This window comes from Pseudomonas asturiensis (assembly GCF_900143095.1).
GTDB classification, from domain to species: domain Bacteria; phylum Pseudomonadota; class Gammaproteobacteria; order Pseudomonadales; family Pseudomonadaceae; genus Aquipseudomonas; species Aquipseudomonas asturiensis.
Map to the genome: position 1 here is coordinate 232,202 of NZ_FRDA01000005.1, position 22,980 is coordinate 255,181.

The window sequence follows — 22,980 nt, forward strand, 5'->3', positions numbered from 1 at the left end:
TCTTTTCAGCCCGTAGCGAGATGTTCGGCGAGGCGCGGCGATTACCTTTTCATCGCCAGCGCGGAGGCTTGTTGTGCCTGCTCGCTGGACAGTGTGCCGTTTCGGGAAAGCTTGGCCAGGGTGTTGTTGGCGCTCATCAGGCTGTTGGTCAGTGCCCCCAGTTCGGATTGCACGCCCGCGACACGAGCCCGTTTCTCGTCAGGGCTCATGCGGGTATCTGCCATAAGGGCCTGAAGCTCCTGGAGCTTCTCCTGAATTTTTTGCTGCAACTCGCGAATCATCTTCAGGATTTTTTGAGCCTGTTCTGGCAGTCCGCTCTCTTCAATGTCCTTGTTCGAATGGGTGCTGCTGTCCTCGGCGGCCTTTTGCAGGCTGACGCTGGACAGCGACACTTTGACGCCTTCGACCGGGCTGTTTGTTGTGCTGTCGGACGCCGCGTCCGTCGCATCATCAGCAGCGCTTTTTACCCCGGTGTTCAGCGTCGATGTCGGCGCAGCGCTGGCAAACTGTAAGTTGAGGGTGATCATGGTCTTCGCCTGAAATGATGAGCTTCATGAAGCTGTATCGGCATTTACCCCAATTTCTTCACTTCAGGCATCCCGGACAGGTGTGATCGCAGCCTCATAATCCGCAATGGACACGGGAGTCAGAAGCAGTGCCCCGGCAGGCCGGGGCCTGTTCTGTCTTACAGGCGGAACCTGCCTACTTCCAACTGCAGACTGGTCGCAAGGCTTTTCAGTCCGCCACTGGTCTTGAGCAGTTCCTGAACGGACATGTTGTTCTGCTCAGCCATTTGTGCCGAGCGCTCCACACTGCGTGCGACATCCTGGCTGGCAGCGGTCTGCTCGCGCAACGCAAAGGAAATCTGATCCACGACGTGCAGAACCTTGCTGGAGCTGTCGCGGATTTCGATAATCGCCTGGCCCGCACTTCCGGCCATTTCGACGCCGGTGTTCACTTCCTGTACCCCGCTGCGCATGCTTTCGACCGTCTCGCGCACACCGGCCTGGATTTTTTCGATCATGCCGGCAATCTCTTTGGTGGACTTGCCCGTGTTCTGCGCCAGCAGACGCACTTCGTCGGCCACGACGGCAAACCCGCGACCCTGTTCACCGGCGCGCGCAGCTTCGATCGCAGCATTGAGCGCCAGCAGGTTGGTCTGGTCGGCGATGCCTTGAATCACGCTGATGATCGATGAAATATGCTCGGAGTGCTGGCCCAGGCCCGAGACCTGTGTTGATGAATGCTGCACGGTCCTGGCGATGCCGTTCATGCTGGACAGCGTGTTCTCGATGACCTGCGCGCCTTCTTTGGATTGCTGACCCGAACGACTGGCGATCTGATGGGCTTCGTCGGCGTTTTCGGACACGTGGTGAATGCTCACGGTCAACTCTTCGATGGTGGCGGCCATCATTGATGCCGAGGTCGATTGCTCCTGGATGGCGCCGGACAGTTGCTCGGATGCACCGGAAATCTGCTGCACGGACACCACCAGCTGGTTTGCGGCCTGGCTGATCTGTTGAATCATCTCGCGCAGGCGATTCTGCATCCGGTCAAAGGCTTTGGGCAGTTGATCATGACTGCTGGTGTCGATCACGGTATCCAGTCTGCCATCGGCCACGGCTGTGGCGGCGTCAATGGCCAGTTGCAGACGTGCGGAGGTGCTGCGGCCCAGCGCCGTTGCCAGAATGGCGGAAAGCAGCGCGGCGGCAAGGCCACCGCACACCAGGATCATCAGCGCGAAGTGCTTGGCGTCGATCATGTTCTGGCTTCTTGCAGCCAGCAGGGTGTTTTCCGTGGCGCTGATTTCGGCCAGCGTTGCACGCATGCTGTCCATCTTGGCTTTGTCGGCCCCGGACGTGATGCGTTTATCCAGCTCATCATCAGGCAGGCTGCGTGCAGTCAGATCCCTGCGCATGGCGATGATGGGATTGATATCGTCGTCGAGCCAGCGCTTGTAGGTTTCCCCCAGCGATGCCAGACGTCGTTGTTGCTCCGGGTTATCAGCCGTCAGCCGTTTGAGCGCATCGAGCTCTTCGGTGAAGCGTTTTTCACCCGCAACAAGGGGCTCGAGAAAGGCGTCTTTGGAGGTGATGACAAAGCCACGCATGCCGGTTTCGATGTTGATCAATTGTTCCAGGGCCAGTTGCGCCTCGCTCAACACCTGGTAGGTATGAACATTACTGTTAGTGGCGTCTTCGACGTCCTCGAACCCTCGGTAGGCACTGGCCACCAGAACGGCGATCAGGACGACAATAGCGATAAAACTGAAGTAGAGCTTCTGCGAAATGCTGAGCTTATTGAACATGGCGTCATTCCTGAAACGTGCCTTCCTGGCAATCCGATAATGTTGTGGGTGTGAGAAGCGGCAGTGTTTAGTTCTTTTTAAAAGATGATGTCATTTGGATATCATCGCTTTCGACCGCGATTTGGCTAACTTTAGGCACCGGCATCAACTATCGGACACATTAGGAATCAAATTTTATAAGCCATTGTTTTAAATGATTTTATATTTAGATTTAAGCCGTAATATATCCCTGTTAAAAAACGCTTTGTCAGCGTTTTGACGACGTTAAACTGACGGTTACTTCACAGCCTGATGGTCTAAGATCAGGGCCTATTCACTGTTGCAGGCGGCACGGTAATGAACCAAGACACCCCACGTGAACTGGCTTCCCGACTCATTCGCAACTTCAACGAGGTGCCGCTTGAACAGCAGGTGCGCGACCCGTTGTATGAAAGCCTCGCCGGGCGCTTGGCGCAAGGAACGGCAGCGAGCAAGTTAGGGGCTTCCCTGGATATCGTTGCACCGGGAAAGCGCTCCTGTCCTTATCACTTTCATCATGCTCAGGAAGAGATGTTCATTGTTCTAGAGGGAGAGGGCAGCCTGCGAGTGGCCGGCCAGATGCTGCCGATCAAGTCCGGCGATGTGATCTTCATTCCGTCAGGCCCGCAATACCCGCATCAGATTATCAATACCTCATCGTCACCCTTGAAGTACCTGTCGATCAGCACCCGGGAAAAACCCGAGATCTGCGAGTACCCCGATTCCGGCAAGTACCAGGCCATGGGGGCGGGTGAGAGTGCTGCTTTCAGGGCCATGCAACGTGTCGACTTGAATGTCGATTACTGGGACGGCGAGCCTTGAAGACGTTGCAAGTCAGCTGCACGCAGACGTCAAGCCAGTCTTTGCACCGAGATTCCTGAAAACCTGTCTTCTGTTAACGGTGCCTTAATCGGCACCTCTCAAAGTGCAGTCACTTGAAGCAGACGCCTGTTGCGCTGCAAGCCTGCCACCTATTGAGATAAGACAGATGACCTTTTCAAAGACTGCAACACTGATGCTGGTTTCGGCTCTTGGCCTGTTTAACGCGTCTGCTTTCGCTCAGGACGGCGCCGAGATGCTGCAAAAACGCCAGCAAACTTTTGCGCTCGAACGTCAACAAGCGCGTGAAAACCTCGCCAACGCCAGGGAAAAAGCCGTCCAGCAGCGGGCAGCCGAGACCGCATCCAGCCAGGATGCTCAAAACCTGAAGCACACTGAGAAACCTTCCAGCTGAGCCACAGATTTTTTCACGAGGGTTTACACTGGCGTTCGCCCGGCCACATACGAAGCATGCTGCGCTGCCTGAATGCGGGCAGTCGCAATGACCGTGCAACCGCATAATCCTGGTTTTATAAGAGTCCGCCATGCATGTATTGCTGTGTGAAGATGACGTACTCATCGCAAGCGGCATCGTTGCCGGCCTGAACGCCCAAGGACTGATCGTCGATCACGTGGCCTCGGCCTCGGCCGCGCATGCCTTGCTGGATATCGCGCAGTTCGATGTGCTGATTCTCGATCTGGGCCTGCCTGATGAAGACGGCATCAGCCTGCTGCGCCGCCTGCGTCTGGGCGGCCAGATCCTGCCGGTCTTGATACTCACTGCGCGTGACGACATCAATGACCGCGTCAAAGGGCTCGAAGCAGGTGCTGACGATTACCTGCTCAAGCCGTTCGATCTACGCGAGCTGTTCGCCCGTCTGCATACACTGGTGCGACGGGCTGCTGGGCGTGCGGTCAACATCATTGAACATGGCGCCGTGACGCACGACCCATGTACCCGGCAAACCTGGCTGGCCGGCGATGCGATTGACCTGTCGCGTCGTGAGCAGGCGTTACTGCTGGCGTTGCTGAACAACCGGGGCCGAGTGCTATCGGCAGAACAGTTGAAAGATTGTGTTTACGGATTTGGTGACGAAGTGGAGAGCAACGCGTTGAACGTGCACATCTTTCACCTGCGTCGAAAGCTGGGCACTGCGATCATCGAGACCGTGCGGGGGGCCGGGTATCGAATCGGCCACGTCGCCGATACCCAAGGCATAGATTCATGAGTTTGCGGCTTCGGCTGAGCCTGATTCTGGGCGTTGCCTTTCTGTCGGTATGGGCGCTAGCAGCGGCGTGGATGTTTCAGGACCTGCGCACCCGGATGATGGACTCTCTCGACCAGCGGCTCGTGGCATCGGCGCGGATGGTTGCGGGTCTGGTGGATCGCCTGCCCGAGCCGCTATCGACCCAAGAGAACGGCACCCGTTTCAGCGCAGATCAGTTGGGCGTGCCTGACGGCATGGCCTGCGAGGTCAGCTCGTTGCGTGGCGAGGTGCTGGTCAGCACTCACAACGCCACAAACAATGTCATTGCCAGCCCTGAAGGTGGATTTCACGACCAGACCATCGACGGTGAGCGCTGGCGAAGTTTCACGTTATTGCAGGGTGACATTCGCATCACCACAGCGGATCTGGAGCGCGAGCGCGAGACGCTCAATCAGTCCGTCATGCTGTCGGCGTCTATTCCGGTACTGGTTGCCTTGCTCACCTGTATCGTCATGCTCTGGTTTGGTGTCGGCAAAGGACTGGCGCCGCTCAATCGCATGCGTGATGAGCTGAAAAAGCGCAATGTCGACTCCCTTGAACCGTTGCAACTCGACATGCTTCCCCTTGAGCTCAAGCCGCTGCTGGAAACCCAGAACCACCTGCTGGTTCGCATCGGCAAGGCAGTGGAGCGTGAACGTCGCTTGACCGGCGACGCAGCGCATGAGCTGCGAAGCCCGCTGACCGTTATCAAGACACACTTGCAGGTCGCCCAGATGACTTCGGGTGATGCCAGGGAGCTGGCACTGATGCGTGCCGAGCAGGGCGCTGATCGGTTGCACAACACGCTTGAGCAATTGCTTCTGCTGGCAAGGGTCGAAGGCAGCCTCCCTTTTGACGACGGCAGCCGTTGCAGTGTCGATCAGGTGCTTTCGTTGGCGATTCAGGACGCAGGCGCTAATACCGGGCGGATTGTGCTGAGGTCACAGGCCATGTCAGCGGCGTTGCTTCTGGACATGCAGGCAGTGCTGGCAGTGGCCGCGTTACGTAACCTGCTGGACAACGCGTTGCGCCACAGCCCTGAACAGACCGAGGTCGTAGTCAGCGTCACCAGCGACAACGGGTTTGCCTTCATCAGCGTCAGAAACGTCAGTGCAACGCTGTCGGCGGACAGTCTGCAATCCATGACCAAGCGCTTCTGGCGCAGCAGCACGAGTTCCGGGTGTGGGTTGGGGCTTGCCATTGTCCAGGCCATCGTCGAGCGTTGCGGTTGCACGATAAAGCTCGACTCTATCGATCAGCAGTTCGACATCACGCTCGGCCTGCCATTGTTGCTTCAGGTTGGGCAGCCGTTGTCAGCGGCGTCGCTCAGCTCCTTCAAAGGCTGACCCACGGCAGAGCGATCACGAATCGTGCGCCGCCCAATGGCGACGACTCGACCGTGAGCCTGCCACCCTGGCATTCAATGGCGCGCCAACTGATCGCCAGCCCCAGGCCAAACCCGCCGGTTTCCCGATCACGGCTTCGGTCCATCCGGTAAAACGGCTCGAAGATCAGTTCTCTTTCGCTGTCGGGTATGCCGATGCCGTCGTCTTCGACCGCGAGGTACAAGCCTTCTTTCGAGCAGGTCCAGGTGCTGACCCGCACCTGGCTGGAACAATAGCGAATGGCATTGCCAACCAGGTTGTGCAGGGCTCTTGCAGTCAGGCGTGGATCGAGCACGAAATGCTCGGGTGCGTTCTCGACCTGCAGGCTCAGCGTGAAGGGGCGAGGGTCGTCAAAAAAACCGCCCAGCACGCTGTCCAGATACGTCGACACAGGAACGCTTTGCCGGTCCGCTTGCTGATACGGCGATTGCAGGCGCGTGTAGGACAGCAGTTCGTCGATCAGGGTATCCAGCTCCCGGATGTGCCCGATCATTTGCTCCAGCCTGAGTCGGGTGGGTGCTTCAAGCGGGTCGGCCAGCACCAGCGCCATGCCGAACTCGAGCCTGGACAGCGGCGTGCGCAGTTCATGGGACACCGCGCTCAACAATTCCTGTTGCTGAGTGAGCAACTGTTCGATGTCCTGTGCCATCTTGTCGAACACCTGGGCCAGCTCGCCGATGTTGGAGCGTGGTGAAATCCGGGTTCGTTGCGCCAGATTGCCGTTGCCCAGCATTATGGCGGTGTGTTTGAGCCGTTGCAGATCGCGCCAGTGCGGCCAGAACCAGATCGACAGGCACCCCAGCATGGCGACGCCGACCAGCACGTTCATCAGCCAGTACATGATGTTGATATCGACCGGAGGGTCCGGGAACACCAGTGCTATTACCCGATCAGCCGAGAGTTGCGTCATTACGGTACTTGCCATGCCGTAATCACCGGTGCGCAGCGCGTTCCTTCCTTGTTCAAGCTCGGTTCGTTCGCTGGCGGAGAGGCTCGGGTCGGTGACCGACAGCACCCTCAACTGCAACGGTGCGAAGTCGTCTTGCAACTCGCGCTCGACGTCCGGCCAGGACGCTGGAGAAACCTGGGTGAAGCGGCTCTTTATCAGCTTCAGCGTGCCCCTCACCTGTTCCTGGTTGTAAGTCAGGTTGCGTTCTTCGAATACCTTGAGCACCAGTTCGGGCACCGCATACAACGCGATGGTGTAGGCCACCAGCAGAATCAGATAAAGCCGGGCGAGCATCTTGAGCATGGTGATCCGTCGACTATTCAAAGGTGGAAAAAGGTAAACAGATGAAGCGGTTCGGGCTGTGTGCGGTTTTTTCACCCACCACTTCAGCGATTGAGCTGACGCCATCGCCGGCCACCCGCCTCCCACCCTTCCGTGTCAGAGATATAAGAGGTGGCTCTCACAGGAAGCTGAATTTACTCGGCCAGGCCACGGGGTGTTTGACACGTGACTTACTCATCCCATTCCGCACGGCTGAGCAAGTAGCCTTTGCCCCAGACGGTCTTTATCTTGCGTGGGTCGCCGGGGTCGTCTTCGAACTTGCGACGCAGTTTGGAGATGGCCACATCCACCGAGCGGTCCACGCCATTGAATTCGATACCACGCAGTTGCTGGATCAATTGATCGCGGCTCAATACTTCGCCCACATGACTGGCCAGCACCAGCAACAGGTTGAATTCGCCTGACGACAGCTCGACGTCTTTTCCGCGCCACTGCACCTGCCGCTCGGCGAGGTCGATCACCAACTGGCCGAGCACGATCTGCCGCGCGTCATGGCGCGGCCCGGCAGGCGCGCTGCGGCGCAGCAAGGTACGAATGCGTGCCAGCAGGACCCGCGGCTCGCACGGCTTGGCGACGTAGTCATCGGCACCGGTTTCCAGACCGAGAATCTGGTCATCGTTCTGGCCGCGCGCGGTGAGCATGATGATCGGCAGGACGGGTTGTTCATCGCGCAACTGTCGGCAGACATGCAGGCCGTCCAGCCCCGGCAGCATCAGGTCAAGGATGACCAGGTCCGGCTGCAGTCGATGCATGCCTTCGAGCGCGCGGTCGCCACGGTTGACCACACTCACCTGGTAGTCAAACCGCTGCAGGTAGCTGGCAATCAGCTCTGCCAGCGCGGTGTCATCCTCGACAAGCATGATCGTGTTCATTGTTCGGGCCGTTTCACAAAGAGGCTCAGCATAACCAAGACGCGACATGTCGGCGCGTACCCTTAACACTTCTTCACATCTTCCCAACACTTGTTTACATGCGTTGGCGCGGGTGTCTCTAGCATGGCGTAACGTCCAGGGGAACACCAATCATGCTGTCAGTCTTGCGTATTCATCCAAACCGTCTGCTCCTGTGCGCAGGCCTTGTCCTGCTCACTGCTTGCAGCGAGCCGCCTGCGCCGCAGGACGCGCCGCCTGTGCAGGTGAGCGTCGAAACCGTCACCACGCAACCACTGACCCTCACCACCGAACTCAACGGCCGTCTCGTCTCGCCCCGTACCGCTGAGGTGCGCGCGCGCGTGGCCGGGATCGTGTTGCAGCGGGTCTATCGCGAAGGCACCGATGTCAAACAGGGGGATGTCCTGTTTCGTATCGACCCGGCGCCGTTTCAGGCCGATCTTGAAAGCGCCGAAGCGGCGTTGCGCAAGGCTGAGGCCAACCTCTATCAGACGCGCTTGCTATCGGAACGCTACGCCGAGCTGGTGAACATCAATGCCGTCAGCCGTCAGGAAGCAGAAAACGCCAAGGCCGGTTTTCTGCAGGCCCAGGCTGATGTTGCGTCTGCCCGCGCGGCACTCAAACGCACCCGCTTGAACCTGGACTATGCGACGGTCACGGCGCCGATTTCCGGGCGCATCGGCAAGGCGCTGGTTACCGAAGGCGCGCTGGTCGGGCAGGGCGATGCCACGGCGCTGGCGGTCATTCAGCAACTGCAACCCATCTACGCCGACATCAATCAGTCCACCCGACAGATCAGCGAACTGCGTCGCGCGTTGCAGCAAGGTCAGTTACAGGCGCTTGAGCAGGGCTCAATCCGCGCCACGTTGCTTCAGGAAGACGGCAGCCCGTACCCGGAAAAAGGTCGGTTGCTGTTTTCCGACCTGACGGTGGATCAGAGCACCGGTCAGGTCACCCTGCGCAGCGAATTTCCCAACCCCCGCAACGAGCTGTTGCCGGGCAGCTTCATTCGCGTGCAGCTGGATCAGGCGCGCACAGCGCAGGGGATTACCGTCGCCCAGCGTGCGGTGCAACGTGACGCGGCAGGCAAGGCGCTGGTGATGATCGTGGACGGCGATGGCAAGGTTCAGGAGCGTGCCGTGGAATTGGGCGCGGTGCAGCGTAATCGCTGGATTGTTCAGTCCGGCCTTGAGGCGGGTGATCGCGTGGTGGTGGCAGGCGTGCAGCATGTGCAGCCCGGTGTGAAGGTCAATGCCGTCGAGCAGACTGCGCACACCGCTGACCCGGAGCGCAAGTAATGGCCGGGTTCTTTATCAGTCGGCCGGTCTTCGCCTGGGTCATTGCGCTGTTCATCGTGCTGGCTGGCCTGTTGGCCATACCGAATTTGCCTGTCGCCCAATACCCCAGCGTCGCGCCCCCACAAATCGAGCTGACCGCCACCTATCCAGGTGCCTCGGCCCAGACCATCGATGAGAGTGTGGTGAGCCTGATCGAGCAGGAACTCAACGGCGTCAATCACCTGCTGTATTTCAGCTCCAGCAGCAGCCAGGGCACGGCGACCATGACCATCACCTTCCAGAACGGCACTAACCCGGAGCTGGCCAAGGTCGATGTGCAGAACCGCCTGAAAGTGGTCGAGCCACGCCTGCCTCGGGCAGTGAGTCAGCAGGGGTTGCAGATAGAAGAAACCTCGGCAGGTTTCCTGATGATCGGCACGCTGACCTCCACCGACGGGCGTCTGGATGAAATCGCCCTGAGCGATTACATGGCGCGCAACGTCGTCAACGAACTCAAGCGTCTTGAGGGCGTAGGCAAGGCCCAGCTGTTCGGCTCCGAGCGCGCCATGCGGATCTGGATAGACCCGCAAAAACTGGTGGCTTACAACCTGACCCCCGCTGACGTGAGCCAGGCCATCGCCGAGCAGAACGTGCAGGTTTCGGCGGGCAGCATTGGAGACCTGCCCTCTGCAACCGATCAGGAGCTGACCGCGACCGTCATGGTCAAGGGGCAGCTCAGTACGCCGCAGGAGTTCTCTGCCATCGTGCTCAAGGCCAATCCCAATGGCTCCAACGTGACCGTGGGCGACGTAGCGCGAGTCGAGGTGGGCGCTCAGAGCTACAGCTTCGCGACGCGTCTGGATGGAAAAGCGTCCGTCGCTGTCGGCGTGCAACTGGCACCAGCAGGCAACGCCATGAGTACCGCGACGCGGGTGCGGGAGAAACTTGACGAGTTGTCACGCTACTTCCCGGCCGGTGTGAAGTACGACATTCCTTACGACACCTCGCCTTTCGTCAAAGTCTCGATCACCAAGGTGATCTACACCTTGATAGAAGCCATGGTGCTCGTGTTCATCGTGATGTTCGTCTTTCTGCAGAACATTCGTTACACGCTGATTCCGGCACTGGTGGTGCCGGTCGCCCTGATGGGCACATTTGCGGTGATGTACCTGCTGGGATTCTCGATCAACGTGCTGACGCTGTTCGGCATGGTGCTGGCCATCGGCATTCTGGTGGACGACGCCATTGTGGTGGTGGAAAACGTCGAACGACTGATGGCGCAGGAAGGCCTGTCGCCCAGGGATGCGACACGCAAGGCCATGGGTGAAATCAGCAGTGCGATCATCGGGATCACGCTGGTGCTGACGGCGGTGTTCATTCCGATGGCGTTCATGTCCGGCTCGGTGGGTGTGATTTACCAGCAGTTCTCGATTTCCATGGCCGTTGCCATCGTGTTCTCGGCGTTTCTGGCCTTGAGCCTGACGCCTGCGCTGTGCGCGACACTGCTCAAGCCGATCCCGGCGGGGTCGCATCATGAGAAGCGCGGCTTTTTCGGCGGGTTCAACCGTACGTTCGAGCGCTTCAGTGCCCGTTATGAGAGCTGGGTCGACAAGGCCGTGCACCGTATAGGCCGTTACATGCTCCTGTTCCTGCTGCTGGTGGGCATCATGGCGCTGCTGTTCAGCCGGTTGCCGTCCTCGTTTCTGCCGGTCGAGGATCAGGGCTACACCATCACCGATATCCAGTTGCCGCCCGGCGCGAGCCAGAGCCGCACCATTGAAATTGCCAAACAGATCGAAGCGCACAATGCGCAGGAGCCCGGTATCGCCAACACCGTGATGATTCTGGGCTTCAGCTTCTCCGGCAGTGGTCAGAATGCGGCGCTGGCCTTCACGACGCTGAAGGACTGGTCGCAGCGATCCGCAGAAGATTCTGCGCAGAGCATCGCAGACCGTGCCAGCGCAATGTTCATGGGCTTCAAGGACGCCATGGTGTTCAGCCTGCTGCCGCCTCCGGTCGAAGGGCTGGGCACCTCGGGCGGTTTTGAGGTGCGGCTCCAGGATCGTGGCGCTCAGGGCTACAACGCGTTGACCCAGGCGCGTGACGAGCTGCTGAGCAAGGCGGGCGCGAGTCCGATCCTGCAGAACGTGCGCGAAGCCTCTCTGGCCGAAGCGCCGCAGGTCAATATCGAAGTGGATCGCCAGCAAGCCAACGCCATGGGCCTCTCGTTTTCGGACATCGCCAGTGTGCTGTCGACCTCGCTGGGCTCCGCGTACGTGAACGATTTTCCGAACAAGGGTCGCATGCAGCAGGTGATCGTGCAGAGCGAAGGGGACCGTCGTCAGCAGGTCGATGATCTGTTGCGTCTGGAAGTCAAAAACCGTGAGGGCCGCATGGTGCCGGTGTCGGCCTTCGCCAAGGCAACCTGGTCGCGAGGGCCGGCCCAGCTCAACCGCTATAACGGCTATCCCGCCGTGAGCCTGTCTGGCGAACCTTCTCCGGGACACAGCACGGGTGAAGCGATGGATGAGCTGGAGCGTCTGGCTTCGGCGTTGCCCAAAGGCTTCGCGCTGGAGTGGACGGGCCTATCCTTGCAGGAGCGTGTGTCGGGCGGACAGGCGCCGCTGTTGCTGGCGCTGTCCATGCTGGTGGTGTTCCTGTGTCTGGCGGCGCTCTATGAAAGCTGGGCAATTCCGCTGGCCGTGCTGCTGGTGGTGCCATTGGGCATCCTGGGGGCAGTGCTGGCCGTCACGCTGCGTGGCATGCCCAATGACGTGTTTTTCAAGGTCGGCCTGATCACCATCATGGGGCTGTCGGCGAAGAACGCGATCCTGATCATCGAGTTTGCCAAGACCTTGCACGATCAAGGCATGGGTCGGGTCGAGGCGAGCATCCAGGCAGCGCGTCTGCGCCTGCGGCCGATTGTGATGACGTCGCTGGCGTTTATGCTCGGTGTGGTGCCGCTGGTGTTCGCCAGCGGCGCAAGCTCGGCCAGTCAGCAGGCGATTGGCACGGGCGTGATCGGCGGGATGCTGACCGCAACCCTGGCGGTGGTTTTCGTGCCGGTGTTCTTCGTGCTGGTCATGGGGCTGGTGGAGCGTTTGAAGCGCTCCGGGCGGACGCAGTAAGCAGGTGAACGCTGCACTCAATGCGTTGAAAAAAGGTTATCTGTCGTGCCTGGAAAAGCTGTAAATCGTTGGTGGGTGCTGTTGTCGGTGATGATGGCGTTTCTGCCGATCGTGCTGGACATGACCATTCTGCACGTCGCTGTGCCGTCGCTCACCCTGGCCCTGCAAGCCAGTGGCACGCAGGTGTTGTGGATCATCGACATCTATCCGTTGCTGATGGCCAGCCTGTTGATCCCCATGGGCACGCTTGCCGCTGCACGCTCCATTGGCGAGACCATGATCGCCGCCAATGCCCTCGGCGGTGACAAGGCCCAGCAGTTGATGGCGGCCGGACAGGCGGCGTTCAGTGCCTCGCACGGTCTGGTGCTGCTGGGGGCCGCGGGGTTGATCGGGGTGATGAGTGGCGCTGGTAACGTCATGGGCGATCAGAGTAGCGAGGGTGCCTCGAGATGAGTTCTCAAGACCCCATCGTCAGGCAAGGGGAGGGGCATTACGAGCACCACCCCATGCTTCATCTGAAAGCGCGCGGCAGGTCCTGATCCTGGCCACGTTCACAGATCAGTTCCTTGATCCTTGACGCCAATACCTCCAGCCCGAACGGCTTGGTGAGTATCTGCGTCTTGGGTTGCAGGTGGCAGCCGTCCAGCGCCGAGGTTTCGGCGTAGCCGGTGATGAACAGCGTGGGCAGGGCGGGACGGTGCTTGCGCGCGACGTCGGCCATTTCCCGGCCGTTCATGCCGCCAGGCAGGCCGACGTCGCTGATGAGCAGGTCGATGTGCGTGTCGGACTGCAAAATCTCCAGGCCCGCCTGCGCGTCAGCGGCTTCGAGGGCGTGGTAGCCATGGTTTGACAGGACCTCGACGACCAGCATCCGCACAGAAGGCTCGTCATCGACCACCAGCACCGTTTCGCCATGAGGGATTCGGGACGCTTCGTCGTTGCCCTTGTCGGCGGGGTGCTGAACGGCTTCAGGAACGTGTCGCGGCAGATGCATCACGATGGTGGTGCCTTGACCTTCCACCGATTCGACCTTGATCTGACCACCCGATTGCCTCACGAAGCCGTACACCATTGACAGCCCGAGGCCGGTGCCCGCGCCAATCGGTTTGGTGGTGAAAAACGGCTCGAATGCTTTGGCCACGGTGTCCGGGTTCATACCGGTGCCGTTATCCGTCACGCGGATGCTCAGGTGTTCGCCAGCCGCAACACCATGGTCCGGGTCGATGCATTCGTCGAGCGATGCGTTGGCAGTTTCGATGACGATACGGCCGCCGTTGGGCATGGCATCGCGGGCGTTCAGGCACAGATTCAGTAACGAGTTTTCCAGCTGTGCAGGGTCGATCAGGGCAGGCCACACGTTTTTATCGGCAACGACTTGCAGTTCTATGGACGGGCCGACCGTGCGACCGATCAATTCTTCCATGCCGTGAATCAGGGTATTCACATTGGTCACTTCAGGCGACAACGTCTGACGCCTGGAAAAAGCCAGCAGACGATGGGTCAAGGACGCGGCTCTTCGAACGGCACCCTGGGCCACGCTGACGTACTTATCCACATCGGCCAGGCGCCCCTGAGCCATGCGGGTCTGAATCATTTCCAGGCTGCCGGAAATACCGGCCAGCAGGTTATTGAAGTCGTGGGCAATGCCGCCGGTAAGTTGACCGACAGCGTCCATCTTCTGCGCGTGTCGCAGGGCATCCTCGACCTGTTCACGTTCGTGAATGGCCTGCTCGATGCGCTGTTCCAGCGTCTGATTGAGTTCTTTGACGGCCACCTCAGCCTGCTTTCTGGCCGTCACGTCGATTGACGAGCCGATCAGGCCGATCACTTCGCCGTCGTCATTGAGCAGCGGGGCTTTGGTGGACAGGAACGTGGCGGCCGAGCCGTCGGGTAGATTGACCTGTTCTTCAATCTGCTCGCTGGTGTTGGTCTCCATGATCCGGCGGTCGGTTTCCATGATGATCCGCGCCTGATCCTTGTCATCGAGGAAATCCATATCGGTCTTGCCGATGAAGAACTCCGGAGGCTTGCCGACCAGAGCAGCCGTGCCACGGTTGGCCACGAGCATTTTGCCTTCCAGATCCTTGGCGTAGACCACGCCTGGAACCGCTGCCGTGAAAATACGCAGCAGCGAAGTGAGGCGATCGCGCTCCTGTTCGGCGGCGCGGCGGGCCTCGATATCCAGCAACACGCCAGGGCAACGCACCGCCTTGTCCTGAGCATCACGCTCTATACGGCTGGTGGCTTCTACCCAGCGGTAAACGCCATCCTTTTGCCTGACCCGGTATTCGCACCTGAAGACATCGCCGTTGGCGAGAATGTCGCTGATCGCATCCCCGACCCGCTGCACATCGTCCGGGTGGATGGACGCCATCACGCACTCAAGCGGCAACCCCTCGCGGCACTTTTGCTTCAGCAATCCGAAGGTACGAGCAAAGCGTTCGTCGGCCACGAGCAGGTCGGCGGTGACGTCCCACACCCACGTGCCCACGACGGCGCCCGAGTACAGTGCAAGCTGCATCTGCTCGAAGGTTTCCTCCGCAGGAGAACCCGATGGTTCTGAATGTATAGGCCCCGTTTCAGGCGCATCATTATTCATACGGTCGACTCATTTACGCGCTTGGTTCGCAAGGCCTCAGTTATCAGGCAGTTTTGCTGGGCAGAAGTTGTGCAAATCGAAAACTTTTGCGGTCACATGGCGCAACATAGACGTCACTGACACGTGATCATTCCATAAACCACGGACTTAGGTGATGTTAAAAGCGCATCATGGCGCTCAGGCCACCGTGGAAGGTTTGCCGATGCCGGGTTTTTCAGCCGTATTTGATGACAGGAATGAAGCAATGCCAGGGCAAAGCGTCGTGGATCCAGCCGATGACCCGGAACGCCTCGCTGCGCTTCGCAGCTACGGCATACTCGATACACCCCGGGAAGCCGATTTTGACGAGCTGGTCGAATTGGCGGCCAGGTTGTGTGGCGCGCCCATCTCTGTGGTCAACCTGATCGAAGACCATCGTCAGTGGTTCAAGGCCGAAGTGGGACTGGGAATCAGTGAAACGCCGCTGGACGTCTCGATCTGCCGACACGTGCTGCTGCAACCGGGCCTCACGATGATCAGCGACCTGCGCGAAGACCCCAGAATGTGCCTCAACCCATTGGTGACGGCTGATGCGGGGTTGCGCTTTTACGCCGGTTGTCTGTTGGAAACGTCCGAGGGCCATGGGCTGGGAACGCTGTGCATTCTGGACCATCAGCCTCGCGTGCTCACCGAGGACCAGCAGTCCGCACTGAAGATTCTCGCCAGGCAGGTCATGACCCAGCTTGAGCTCAGGCGTTCGCTCGTGCACAAAAACGAACTGCTGTTTCAGAGGGAAATGCTGCTCAAGGAAGTCAATCACCGCACCAAGAATCACCTTCAGCTGATCATCGGCCTGATTCAGATACAGATCAGGCAAATGGCCGACCCGCAGGCGCAGGCAGCGCTGAACGACACCTGCCGGCGGATCACCAGTATTGCGGCGGTTCACGAGAAGCTGTACCAGGCCGATCAGGTGGAGGCCGTTAACGCAGGCGCCTACCTGGCAGAAGTGATTGCCGGCATTCAGGGCTCGGCGTCCAGCCAGACATTCTTTCAGGTGGACATGGACGAAGTCGTGCTGTCGCTGGACAAGGCCATTCCATTGGCGCTGGTGCTCAACGAGCTGATCACCAATGCCCTGAAATACGCTTACGACGAAGCATCGCCCGGCCGTGTCAGCATCCGTCTGAAGGCGGTCGATGGCCAGATCAGCCTGATCGTCGCGGATCAGGGCAAGGGCTTGCCCCAGGGGTTTGATGTCAGAAAAAACTCGTCCGTCGGTATGCGCATCATCCGCTCGCTGGCCCAGCAGCTCAAAGGTGACATCGCCTTTGTGGACAGCGCCCCGGGCCTGGAGTGTCGGTTGCTGTTTGCGCATTGAGGTAGGTACACGGGCATAGGGCACCTGCAGTCAGCCGACTGTCAGATGCCCTGTGGACAAGTCCATCCCTGCAGGCTGGGGGTGATCGTGGGGGCGGACTTGTCCGCGAAGGAGGCGCATCCGCATGGAGATGCAGCGTCTGATAGGCAGTCTTCGTGGACAAACGGAACGCCGCCCGGTCCACTCCTACGGGCTGAGTGTGATCGTGGGAGCGGACTTGTCCGCGAAGGAGGCACATCCGCATGAGGTGCAGCGTCTGATAGGCAGTCTTCGTGGACAAACGGAACGCCGCCCGGTCCACTCCTACGGGCTGAGTCCGCTCCCGCAAGTCTGTATTGCGCCAACTGTTACTGTGGCCATTGCTCCAGCAGCATCGCGACGAATTTCTCGGCAGCGGGCGACAGTGATGCGCCGCGCCTTGAGACGAGCCCCAGCGTTCTGATCACCACCGGATCAACCAGCGGAACGCTGACCAGGGTCGGGTGATCATCGGCCGGCATTGCCAGGCTGGGCATGGCCGAGATGCCCAGACCTGCTTCGACCATCCCCAATGACGTCGACAAATGCTGCACTTCGTAGAACCACTTCGGACGCCAGCCGAGCCCGGCCAGGGCGTGGTCGAGGATCATCCGGTTACCGCTCAGGCGTCCTACACCGATCAACCGGTAATCGCTCAGCTCGATCCAGGCCACTGACTCACGCTTCGCCAGTTCATGGTCGCGTCGGCATGCCAGGACGAACGGCTCTTTTACCAGTGGCACGAATTCGATGTCCGGGTGCTGCCCGCTCATCATGTTGATACCAAAATCCGCTTCGCCCCGCAGTACTGCTTCCAGACCTTCGTTGGCGCTCAGGTCGAGCAGGCGGATGCGGATCTGGGGATAACGCTCGTTGTACAGCCGGATCACGCTGGGCAGGAAATAGAACGCAGCGGTCGGGATGCAGGCGAGGGTGACCTGACCAATCTGACGCTCGGCCAGTTCACGGATGTTGAGAATCGAATCCTCGAAGTCATCGAGCAGCCGGCGCGCCTTGGGAAAGAAATCGCGTCCCACGCTCGTCAGACTGACCCGTCGCGTGGTGCGATCCAGCAACGACGTGCCCAAGCCCTGTTCGAGCTTCTTGATGCGCCGCGTGAGCGCAGGCTGTGAGATATGCAGCACTTCGGCGGCCTCGTGAAAGCTGCCAAGTTCGGCGATCTTCACGAAAGATCGGATATCTTGCAGTTCATATTCCAAGTTTTATTCCCCGCTGCCGAACATGGAAAGGCGATTCGATCACGTCACATTATTTCCTTAAGTGGAATAATGGCTACGATCTTTGCATTGGATAAGCAAAATAATCCATGTGACTCTTGCTTCCAACACATCAATGCCTCCAATTGATCACCAAGAGTCAGACATTATGCAACCGATTCCCTGCGTCCTCATGCGCGGCGGCACCTCCAAGGGGCCGGTATTCCTCGCCAGTGATCTACCTTCTTCGACCGCTGAGCGTGATGAGCTTTTGCTGGCGGTCATGGGCTCGGGACATGAGCTGGAGATCGACGGCATTGGTGGCGGCAGCCCGCAGACCAGCAAGGTTGCCATCGTCAGTCCTTCTGCGCACCCTGATGCCGATGTCGATTATCTGTTCGTGCAAGTGATGGTGTCCCAGCGCCGTGTCGACACCGCGCCCAATTGCGGCAATATGCTCTGCGCCGTCGGGCCTTTCGCCGTCGAGCACGGGCTGGTGGCGGCGACAGGGGATGTGACCCAGGTACGGATTCGCAACCTCAACACAGGCACCTTTGTCTGCGCCGACGTCAGCACGCCAGCCGGTCAGGTCAGTTACGACGGCGACACGCAGATTGACGGCGTACCCGGCTCGGCGGCACCTGTGCAACTGACCTTTCTCGACGCTGCGGGCAGCAAGACCGGCAAGCTGTTCCCGACCGGCCGACAGACCGATACCTTCGACGGCATACCGGTGACCTGCATCGACATGGCGATGCCGATGGTGATCATCGAGGCGTCGTTGCTGGGCAAGCGTGGAGACGAGAGCCCGGCCGAACTGGATGCCGACACCGACTTCCTGCGCCGGCTCGAAGCGCTGCGCCTCAAAGCCGGTGCGGCTATGGGGCTGGGCGATGTCAGCGACAAGGTGATCCCCAAACCGGTACTGGTTTCTCTGCCCAGTGCAGGTGGCACACTCAAGGTTCGTTACTTCATGCCGCATAACTGTCATAAGGCGTTGGCCATCACCGGCTCGATTGGCCTGGCGACAGCCTGTGTCAGCGACGCCACGGTGGTGGCGAAGTTGCTGGGGATCAGTGGTCACGAGCGCTTGCAGCAGGTACGACTTGAACACCCGAGCGGGGCCATCGACGTTGCCATGAGCTACGTAGGACCTGATCAGCAGACCATCCGGGCTTCAGTGGTGCGTACGGCGCGCCGACTGTTTTCCGGCGAAGTGTACGCGCCACTCGCTCAGCGACTGGCCGGTTAGGCCTTAACCGCCTGGCCTGTTTGTTCAAACCCGCATCAGAACAACTCCAATAATGGGTGATGCCTCATGAAAATCGCAAAATCGCTGTATTTCCAGATCATCTGCGCCGTGATCCTCGGGGTCCTGGTCGGCCATTTCTGGGCTCAGCAGGCCGTTGCCCTCAAACCACTGGGCGACGCATTCATCAAGCTGATCAAGATGATGATCGCCCCGGTAGTCTTCTGCACCATCGTCACCGGCATTGCCGGCATGAGCGACAAACAGTCGCTCGGGCGCCTGATGAGCAAGACGCTGCTGCTGTTTCTGGGGTTGACGGTGATCAGCCTGATCATCGGTCTGGTTGCGGTCTACGTGTTTCAGCCAGGTACCGGCATGAACATCGATCCGGCCAGGCTCAGCACGGCAGGTCTTTCCCAGTACACCGAGTCTGCGGCCAAGCTGGGCGTCGTGGATTTCTTCATGCACATCATCCCGGACACTTTCATTGGCGCGTTCAACAAGGGTGAAGTGTTGCCGGTGTTGTTTATCGCCGTGCTGTCCGGCTTTGCCCTATCGTCGCTGGGCGAGCGCGGCAAGCCGGTACTGAATGTGCTGGAATCGGCGTCGCACATGGTCTTCAAGATCTTCTCCTACCTGATGCGCTTTGCCCCGATTGGCGCGTTCGGTGCGCTGGCGTTCACGGTCGGTCAGTACGGCATCACCTCGCTGGGCTCGCTCGCCAAGTTGATCATGACCCTGTACGTCGCCTGCGGTTTCTTCGTATTCGTGGTGCTGGGCAGCATCTGCCGCGCCAACGGTTTCAGTCTGTGGAAGCTGCTGCGTTACTTCCGCGAAGAGTTCCTGGTGGTGCTGGGTACGTCTTCCACCGAGCCCGTGATGCCGCGCATGCTGGAAAAACTCCAGGCGCTGGGCTGCAAGAAGGGGGTGGTGGGGCTTGTGCTGCCGACAGGGTATTCCTTCAACCTGGACGGCACGGCGATCTACCTGTCGCTGGCGGCGGTCTTTATTGCTCAGGCCTGCAACATCGAACTGAGCATGACCCAGACCCTGACCATGCTGGCGATCATGTTGCTGTCCTCCAAAGGCGCGGCAGGGGTGACCGGCAGCGGTTTCGTGGCCCTGGCCTCGACCCTCACGGTGATCCATGACATTCCGCTGGCAGGCCTGGCCTTGTTGATCGGCATCGATCGGTTCATGTCCGAAGCCCGCGCGCTCACCAGTCTGGCCAGCAACGCGGTCGCCACTGTGGTGATCTCGCTGTCGGAAAACGCCTGTGATCGTCAGGTGTTGATGCAGCAACTCGACAACCGCGCGACGGCCGTTGTGCCTGATCCCGAATGGGAAAAGCCTCAGGTCGCCGAACGTAGCTGATCCAGCCTCAAAAAACTTTCACCCGACACGTATCATCCGCCTTCGGGCCTCGCCATCGCGAGGCTCGACAGGCCTTGCCGTGCGCGTCGTTCATCCATAACAAGAAGAGAATGTCCCGATGCTTGCCTTCCTCGGCTTAGCCATGGTGGTGGTTTTCACCTACCTGATCATGTCCAAACGCTTGTCACCCATCGTCGCGCTGACCCTGGTGCCGGTGCTCTTCGCACTCATCGGCGGCTTCGGCGGCACCACCGGCAAGATGATGCTCGACGGTCTGAAAATGGTTGCACCGTCCGCCGCGCTGTTGCTGTTCGCGATTCTGTTTTTCGGATTGATGATCGATGCCGGTCTGTTCGACCCGTTGATTCGCAAGATCCTCAAGCGCGTCAACGGCGATCCGATGAAAATCGCCGTCGGTACTGCCTTGCTGTCACTGACCGTGGCGCTGGACGGGGATGGTACGACCACCTACATGATCACCTGCGCGGCGATGCTGCCGCTGTACAAGCGCATCGGCATGAACCCGATGATCCTGGGCATCATCTCGATGTTGTCGCTGAGCATCATGAGCGGCATGACGCCTTGGGGCGGGCCGGCCACCCGGGCCATCGCCGCGCTGGGGCTGGATGCCGGCGAGTATTTCGTGCCGCTGCTGCCCACCATGATCGGCGGTGCGGCCTGGGTGGTGTTCACAGCGTTTCTGTTGGGGCGTAGCGAGCGCAAGCGTATCGGTAACGTGCAACTGCAAAGCGGCGGTGGCGGCTGTTACATCGATGCCATTCTGGGCGATACACCGCACAAGCGTCCCAGGCTGGCGTACGTGAATCTGGCGCTGGTGATCGTGGTTATGATCGCGCTGGTCATGGGCCTGATGCACTCGGCGATCCTGTTTCTGCTCGGTTTCGTGATCGCGCTGATGATCAACTACCCGCAACTGGACATCCAGAAAGAGCGGATTCTGGCCCACTCCGGCAACGCCATGACCGTGGTGCTGCTGGTCTTCGCCGCCGGTATCTTCGCCGGTATCTTTTCCGGTACCAAGATGGTCGATGCCTTGGCGCAAACCCTGGTGAGCTGGATTCCGCCTGAGTGGGGCCATCTGTTCCCGCTGGTGGTCGCCATCACCAGCATGCCGCTGACGTTCGTGCTGTCCAACGATGCGTATTACTTCGGGGTTGTGCCGATCCTGGCGAACGCAGCGGCCGCCTATGGGATCAGTCCGCTGGAAATCGCCCGGGCCTCGATTCTCGGCCAGCCGGTGCATCTGATGAGCCCGCTGGTGGCCTCGACCCTGCTGCTGGTGGGCATGATCGACCGTGACATCGGCGACTTCCAGAAAGCCACCCTCAAATGGGCCGTGCTCACGTCACTGGTGGTGACCGCGCTGGCACTGTTGACGGGCGCGATCACCCTGTTCGTCTGACGTAAACCCCTTCGCATGCTTCCACCCGCCCGTTATCGGGCGGGCGGATAGCTGCGCCTCCAATAACAAGAAAGAGCCATGAGCATGAACACATTTTTCCAACGCGCAGCCTTGCCTTCACTGCTGTTGAGTGTTGCCCCCTGGGTCAGCGCAGACGGTTTCATTGAAGACAGCAAATTGAAACTGCAACTGCGCAACGTGTATTTCAACGAAAACTTTCGTGACGAACACGGCCTGAGTGCCCGCGCTGCATCGACGGCCAAGAGCGAGCGTACCGAGTGGGCGCAAGGGCTGCTGCTGGATTATCAGTCCGGCTTCACCCAAGGCATGCTGGGTTTGGGCTTCGATGCCTCGGGCCTGCTGGGGATCAAGCTGGATTCCGGCAAGGGACGCAGCGGCACGGGCTTGTTGCCGGTCCACAGCGATGGCCGGGCGGCCGACGAGTTTTCGAGTCTGGGAGCCGCCGCCAAGGTGCGTCTGGCCAAAACCACCGTGAAGTATGGTTCGTTGCTGCCCAAGACACCGGTGCTGGTCTACAACGATGCCCGGCTGTTGCCGCAGGTCTATCAAGGCGCCCAGTTCACCAGCACAGACATCGAAAATCTGACGTTGACGGGTGGACGGCTCGATCAGTTCAAGTTGCGCGACTCCTCGGACAGCCGCTCGATCATCCCGGATGGCTTCAGCGGCAAGGGCTCTGACTTTTCCTATGCCGGGGGCGATTACCGGCTCGGCAAGACGATTCGTCTGAGCTATTTCTACGGTGAGCTGGAGGAGTTCTATCGTCAGCAGTTTGCGTCCATTCAGCATGATCTGAAGCTGGGTTCCGGCGTGCTCACCAGTGATCTGCGCTATTTTCACAGCGTGGATGCGGGCGCTGCGCGCGGCGGCAAGATCGACAATGACATGCTCAGCGGTCAGTTGACCTATGCGTTGTCGGGGCACAGCGTCGGGGCCGGCTATCAGGTGCTGAGTGGCGATGCAGGCCTTCCTTATATAAGCGGTGCGACGGTGTATTCGTTCAGTAACGTGGGCATCGGCAAGTTCATCGAGGAAGACGAGAAAACCTGGATGGTCAGCTATGGCTACGATTTCGCCCGTCTCGGTGCGCCGGGGCTGACGTTTTCCACCCGCTACCTGCGGGGCGACAACGAGAAGTCAGGCCCGGCGCAGCTGCGTGAGTGGGAGCGGGATGCCGAGATTGCCTACGTCTTGCAAGGCGGTGCCTTCAAGGGGCTGGGCATCAAACTGCGTAACTACGTGTACCGATCCGATTTCGCCCGAGGGCGCGACAGCAATCGGCTTTACCTGACTTACGACATCGCACTCTGGTAAGAAGAAAACCTTTCCAGAAAAGCACAATGCCTGGGCAAGCCA

General features: G+C 59.7%; 17 protein-coding genes and 1 pseudogene. 12 read left to right on the top strand and 6 right to left on the bottom strand.

Annotated elements, in window-relative coordinates:
• Positions 1–41: 41 nt before the first annotated feature.
• Together BUB69_RS11470 and BUB69_RS11475 are read right to left on the bottom strand one after the other, a co-directional pair.
• A complete protein-coding gene (locus BUB69_RS11470) occupies positions 42–527 on the bottom strand; it encodes a hypothetical protein (protein ID WP_245825274.1) in 486 nt (161 codons plus the stop codon).
• 158 nt (positions 528–685) lie between these two features.
• Positions 686–2,308 carry a methyl-accepting chemotaxis protein gene (locus BUB69_RS11475; protein ID WP_073166334.1) on the bottom strand — a complete coding sequence of 541 codons (1,623 nt, stop codon included), beginning with the start codon at positions 2,306–2,308 and terminating at the stop codon, positions 686–688.
• Positions 2,309–2,644: 336 nt separating this feature from the next.
• Here BUB69_RS11475 and BUB69_RS11480 point away from each other — a divergent pair, with 336 nt between their 5' ends.
• The 4 genes from BUB69_RS11480 (at position 2,645) to BUB69_RS11495 (ending at position 5,738) form a co-directional block, all read left to right on the top strand.
• Positions 2,645–3,148 (top strand): cupin domain-containing protein, encoded by a 504-nt coding sequence (locus tag BUB69_RS11480; protein WP_073166337.1) that lies wholly within the window; start codon positions 2,645–2,647, stop codon positions 3,146–3,148.
• A gap of 166 nt (positions 3,149–3,314) precedes the next feature.
• Entirely contained in the window at positions 3,315–3,560 is a 246-nt protein-coding gene (locus BUB69_RS11485; protein WP_073166340.1) for a hypothetical protein, read from the top strand.
• A gap of 130 nt (positions 3,561–3,690) precedes the next feature.
• Positions 3,691–4,374 (top strand): response regulator, encoded by a 684-nt coding sequence (locus BUB69_RS11490; RefSeq protein ID WP_073166344.1) that lies wholly within the window; start codon positions 3,691–3,693, stop codon positions 4,372–4,374.
• Positions 4,371–5,738 carry an ATP-binding protein gene (locus BUB69_RS11495; RefSeq protein WP_073166347.1) on the top strand — a complete coding sequence of 456 codons (1,368 nt, stop codon included), beginning with the start codon at positions 4,371–4,373 and terminating at the stop codon, positions 5,736–5,738. Before BUB69_RS11490 ends, BUB69_RS11495 begins: the two co-directional genes overlap by 4 nt.
• Here BUB69_RS11495 and BUB69_RS11500 read toward each other — a convergent pair.
• Together BUB69_RS11500 and BUB69_RS11505 are read right to left on the bottom strand one after the other, a co-directional pair.
• On the bottom strand, positions 5,728–7,029 hold the full coding sequence (locus BUB69_RS11500; RefSeq protein ID WP_073166351.1) for an ATP-binding protein: 1,302 nt from the start codon (positions 7,027–7,029) through the stop codon (positions 5,728–5,730). The two genes, BUB69_RS11495 and BUB69_RS11500, sit on opposite strands and share 11 nt — an antisense overlap.
• A gap of 209 nt (positions 7,030–7,238) precedes the next feature.
• Positions 7,239–7,940, bottom strand: coding sequence for a response regulator (locus BUB69_RS11505; protein ID WP_073166355.1), 702 nt, complete (start codon positions 7,938–7,940; stop codon positions 7,239–7,241).
• Between the two features lie 152 nt (positions 7,941–8,092).
• On the opposite strand from BUB69_RS11505, the gene BUB69_RS11510 reads away from it, so the two are divergent.
• The 3 genes and pseudogenes from BUB69_RS11510 to BUB69_RS28500 all read left to right on the top strand — a co-directional run.
• Positions 8,093–9,256 (top strand): efflux RND transporter periplasmic adaptor subunit, encoded by a 1,164-nt coding sequence (locus BUB69_RS11510; RefSeq protein WP_073166360.1) that lies wholly within the window; start codon positions 8,093–8,095, stop codon positions 9,254–9,256.
• The gene (locus BUB69_RS11515; RefSeq protein WP_073166364.1) at positions 9,256–12,363 is read left to right on the top strand and encodes an efflux RND transporter permease subunit; all 3,108 of its coding nucleotides are present in this window, start codon (positions 9,256–9,258) and stop codon (positions 12,361–12,363) included. The genes BUB69_RS11510 and BUB69_RS11515 overlap by 1 nt, the downstream gene beginning before the upstream one ends.
• Positions 12,364–12,453: 90 nt before the next feature.
• A pseudogene (locus BUB69_RS28500) lies at positions 12,454–12,619 on the top strand (MFS transporter); the annotation flags it as partial.
• Positions 12,620–12,874: 255 nt separating this feature from the next.
• Here the strand turns inward: BUB69_RS28500 and BUB69_RS11530 are convergent.
• Entirely contained in the window at positions 12,875–14,962 is a 2,088-nt protein-coding gene (locus tag BUB69_RS11530; RefSeq protein ID WP_073166370.1) for a hybrid sensor histidine kinase/response regulator, read from the bottom strand.
• A gap of 244 nt (positions 14,963–15,206) precedes the next feature.
• Between BUB69_RS11530 and BUB69_RS11535 the strand changes: the two genes are divergently transcribed.
• Positions 15,207–16,322, top strand: a complete 1,116-nt coding sequence (locus BUB69_RS11535; protein ID WP_175561703.1) for a sensor histidine kinase — start codon at positions 15,207–15,209, stop codon at positions 16,320–16,322.
• Positions 16,323–16,669: 347 nt separating this feature from the next.
• On the opposite strand, the gene BUB69_RS11540 is transcribed toward BUB69_RS11535, so the two are convergent.
• Positions 16,670–17,560 (bottom strand): LysR family transcriptional regulator, encoded by an 891-nt coding sequence (locus tag BUB69_RS11540; RefSeq protein ID WP_024688392.1) that lies wholly within the window; start codon positions 17,558–17,560, stop codon positions 16,670–16,672.
• A gap of 166 nt (positions 17,561–17,726) precedes the next feature.
• On the opposite strand from BUB69_RS11540, the gene BUB69_RS11545 reads away from it, so the two are divergent.
• The 4 genes from BUB69_RS11545 to BUB69_RS11560 all read left to right on the top strand — a co-directional run bounded on the left by BUB69_RS11545 (position 17,727) and on the right by BUB69_RS11560 (position 22,938).
• The gene (locus BUB69_RS11545; protein ID WP_073166376.1) at positions 17,727–18,809 is read left to right on the top strand and encodes a 4-oxalomesaconate tautomerase; all 1,083 of its coding nucleotides are present in this window, start codon (positions 17,727–17,729) and stop codon (positions 18,807–18,809) included.
• Between the two features lie 66 nt (positions 18,810–18,875).
• Complete coding sequence (locus BUB69_RS11550) at positions 18,876–20,180, top strand: dicarboxylate/amino acid:cation symporter (protein WP_073166379.1); 1,305 nt, start codon at positions 18,876–18,878, stop codon at positions 20,178–20,180.
• 118 nt (positions 20,181–20,298) lie between these two features.
• A complete protein-coding gene (locus tag BUB69_RS11555; RefSeq protein WP_024688390.1) occupies positions 20,299–21,603 on the top strand; it encodes a CitMHS family transporter in 1,305 nt (434 codons plus the stop codon).
• An 84-nt stretch (positions 21,604–21,687) separates the two neighbouring features.
• Positions 21,688–22,938 carry an OprD family porin gene (locus BUB69_RS11560; RefSeq protein ID WP_073166762.1) on the top strand — a complete coding sequence of 417 codons (1,251 nt, stop codon included), beginning with the start codon at positions 21,688–21,690 and terminating at the stop codon, positions 22,936–22,938.
• The last annotated feature ends 42 nt before the right edge of the window (positions 22,939–22,980 follow it).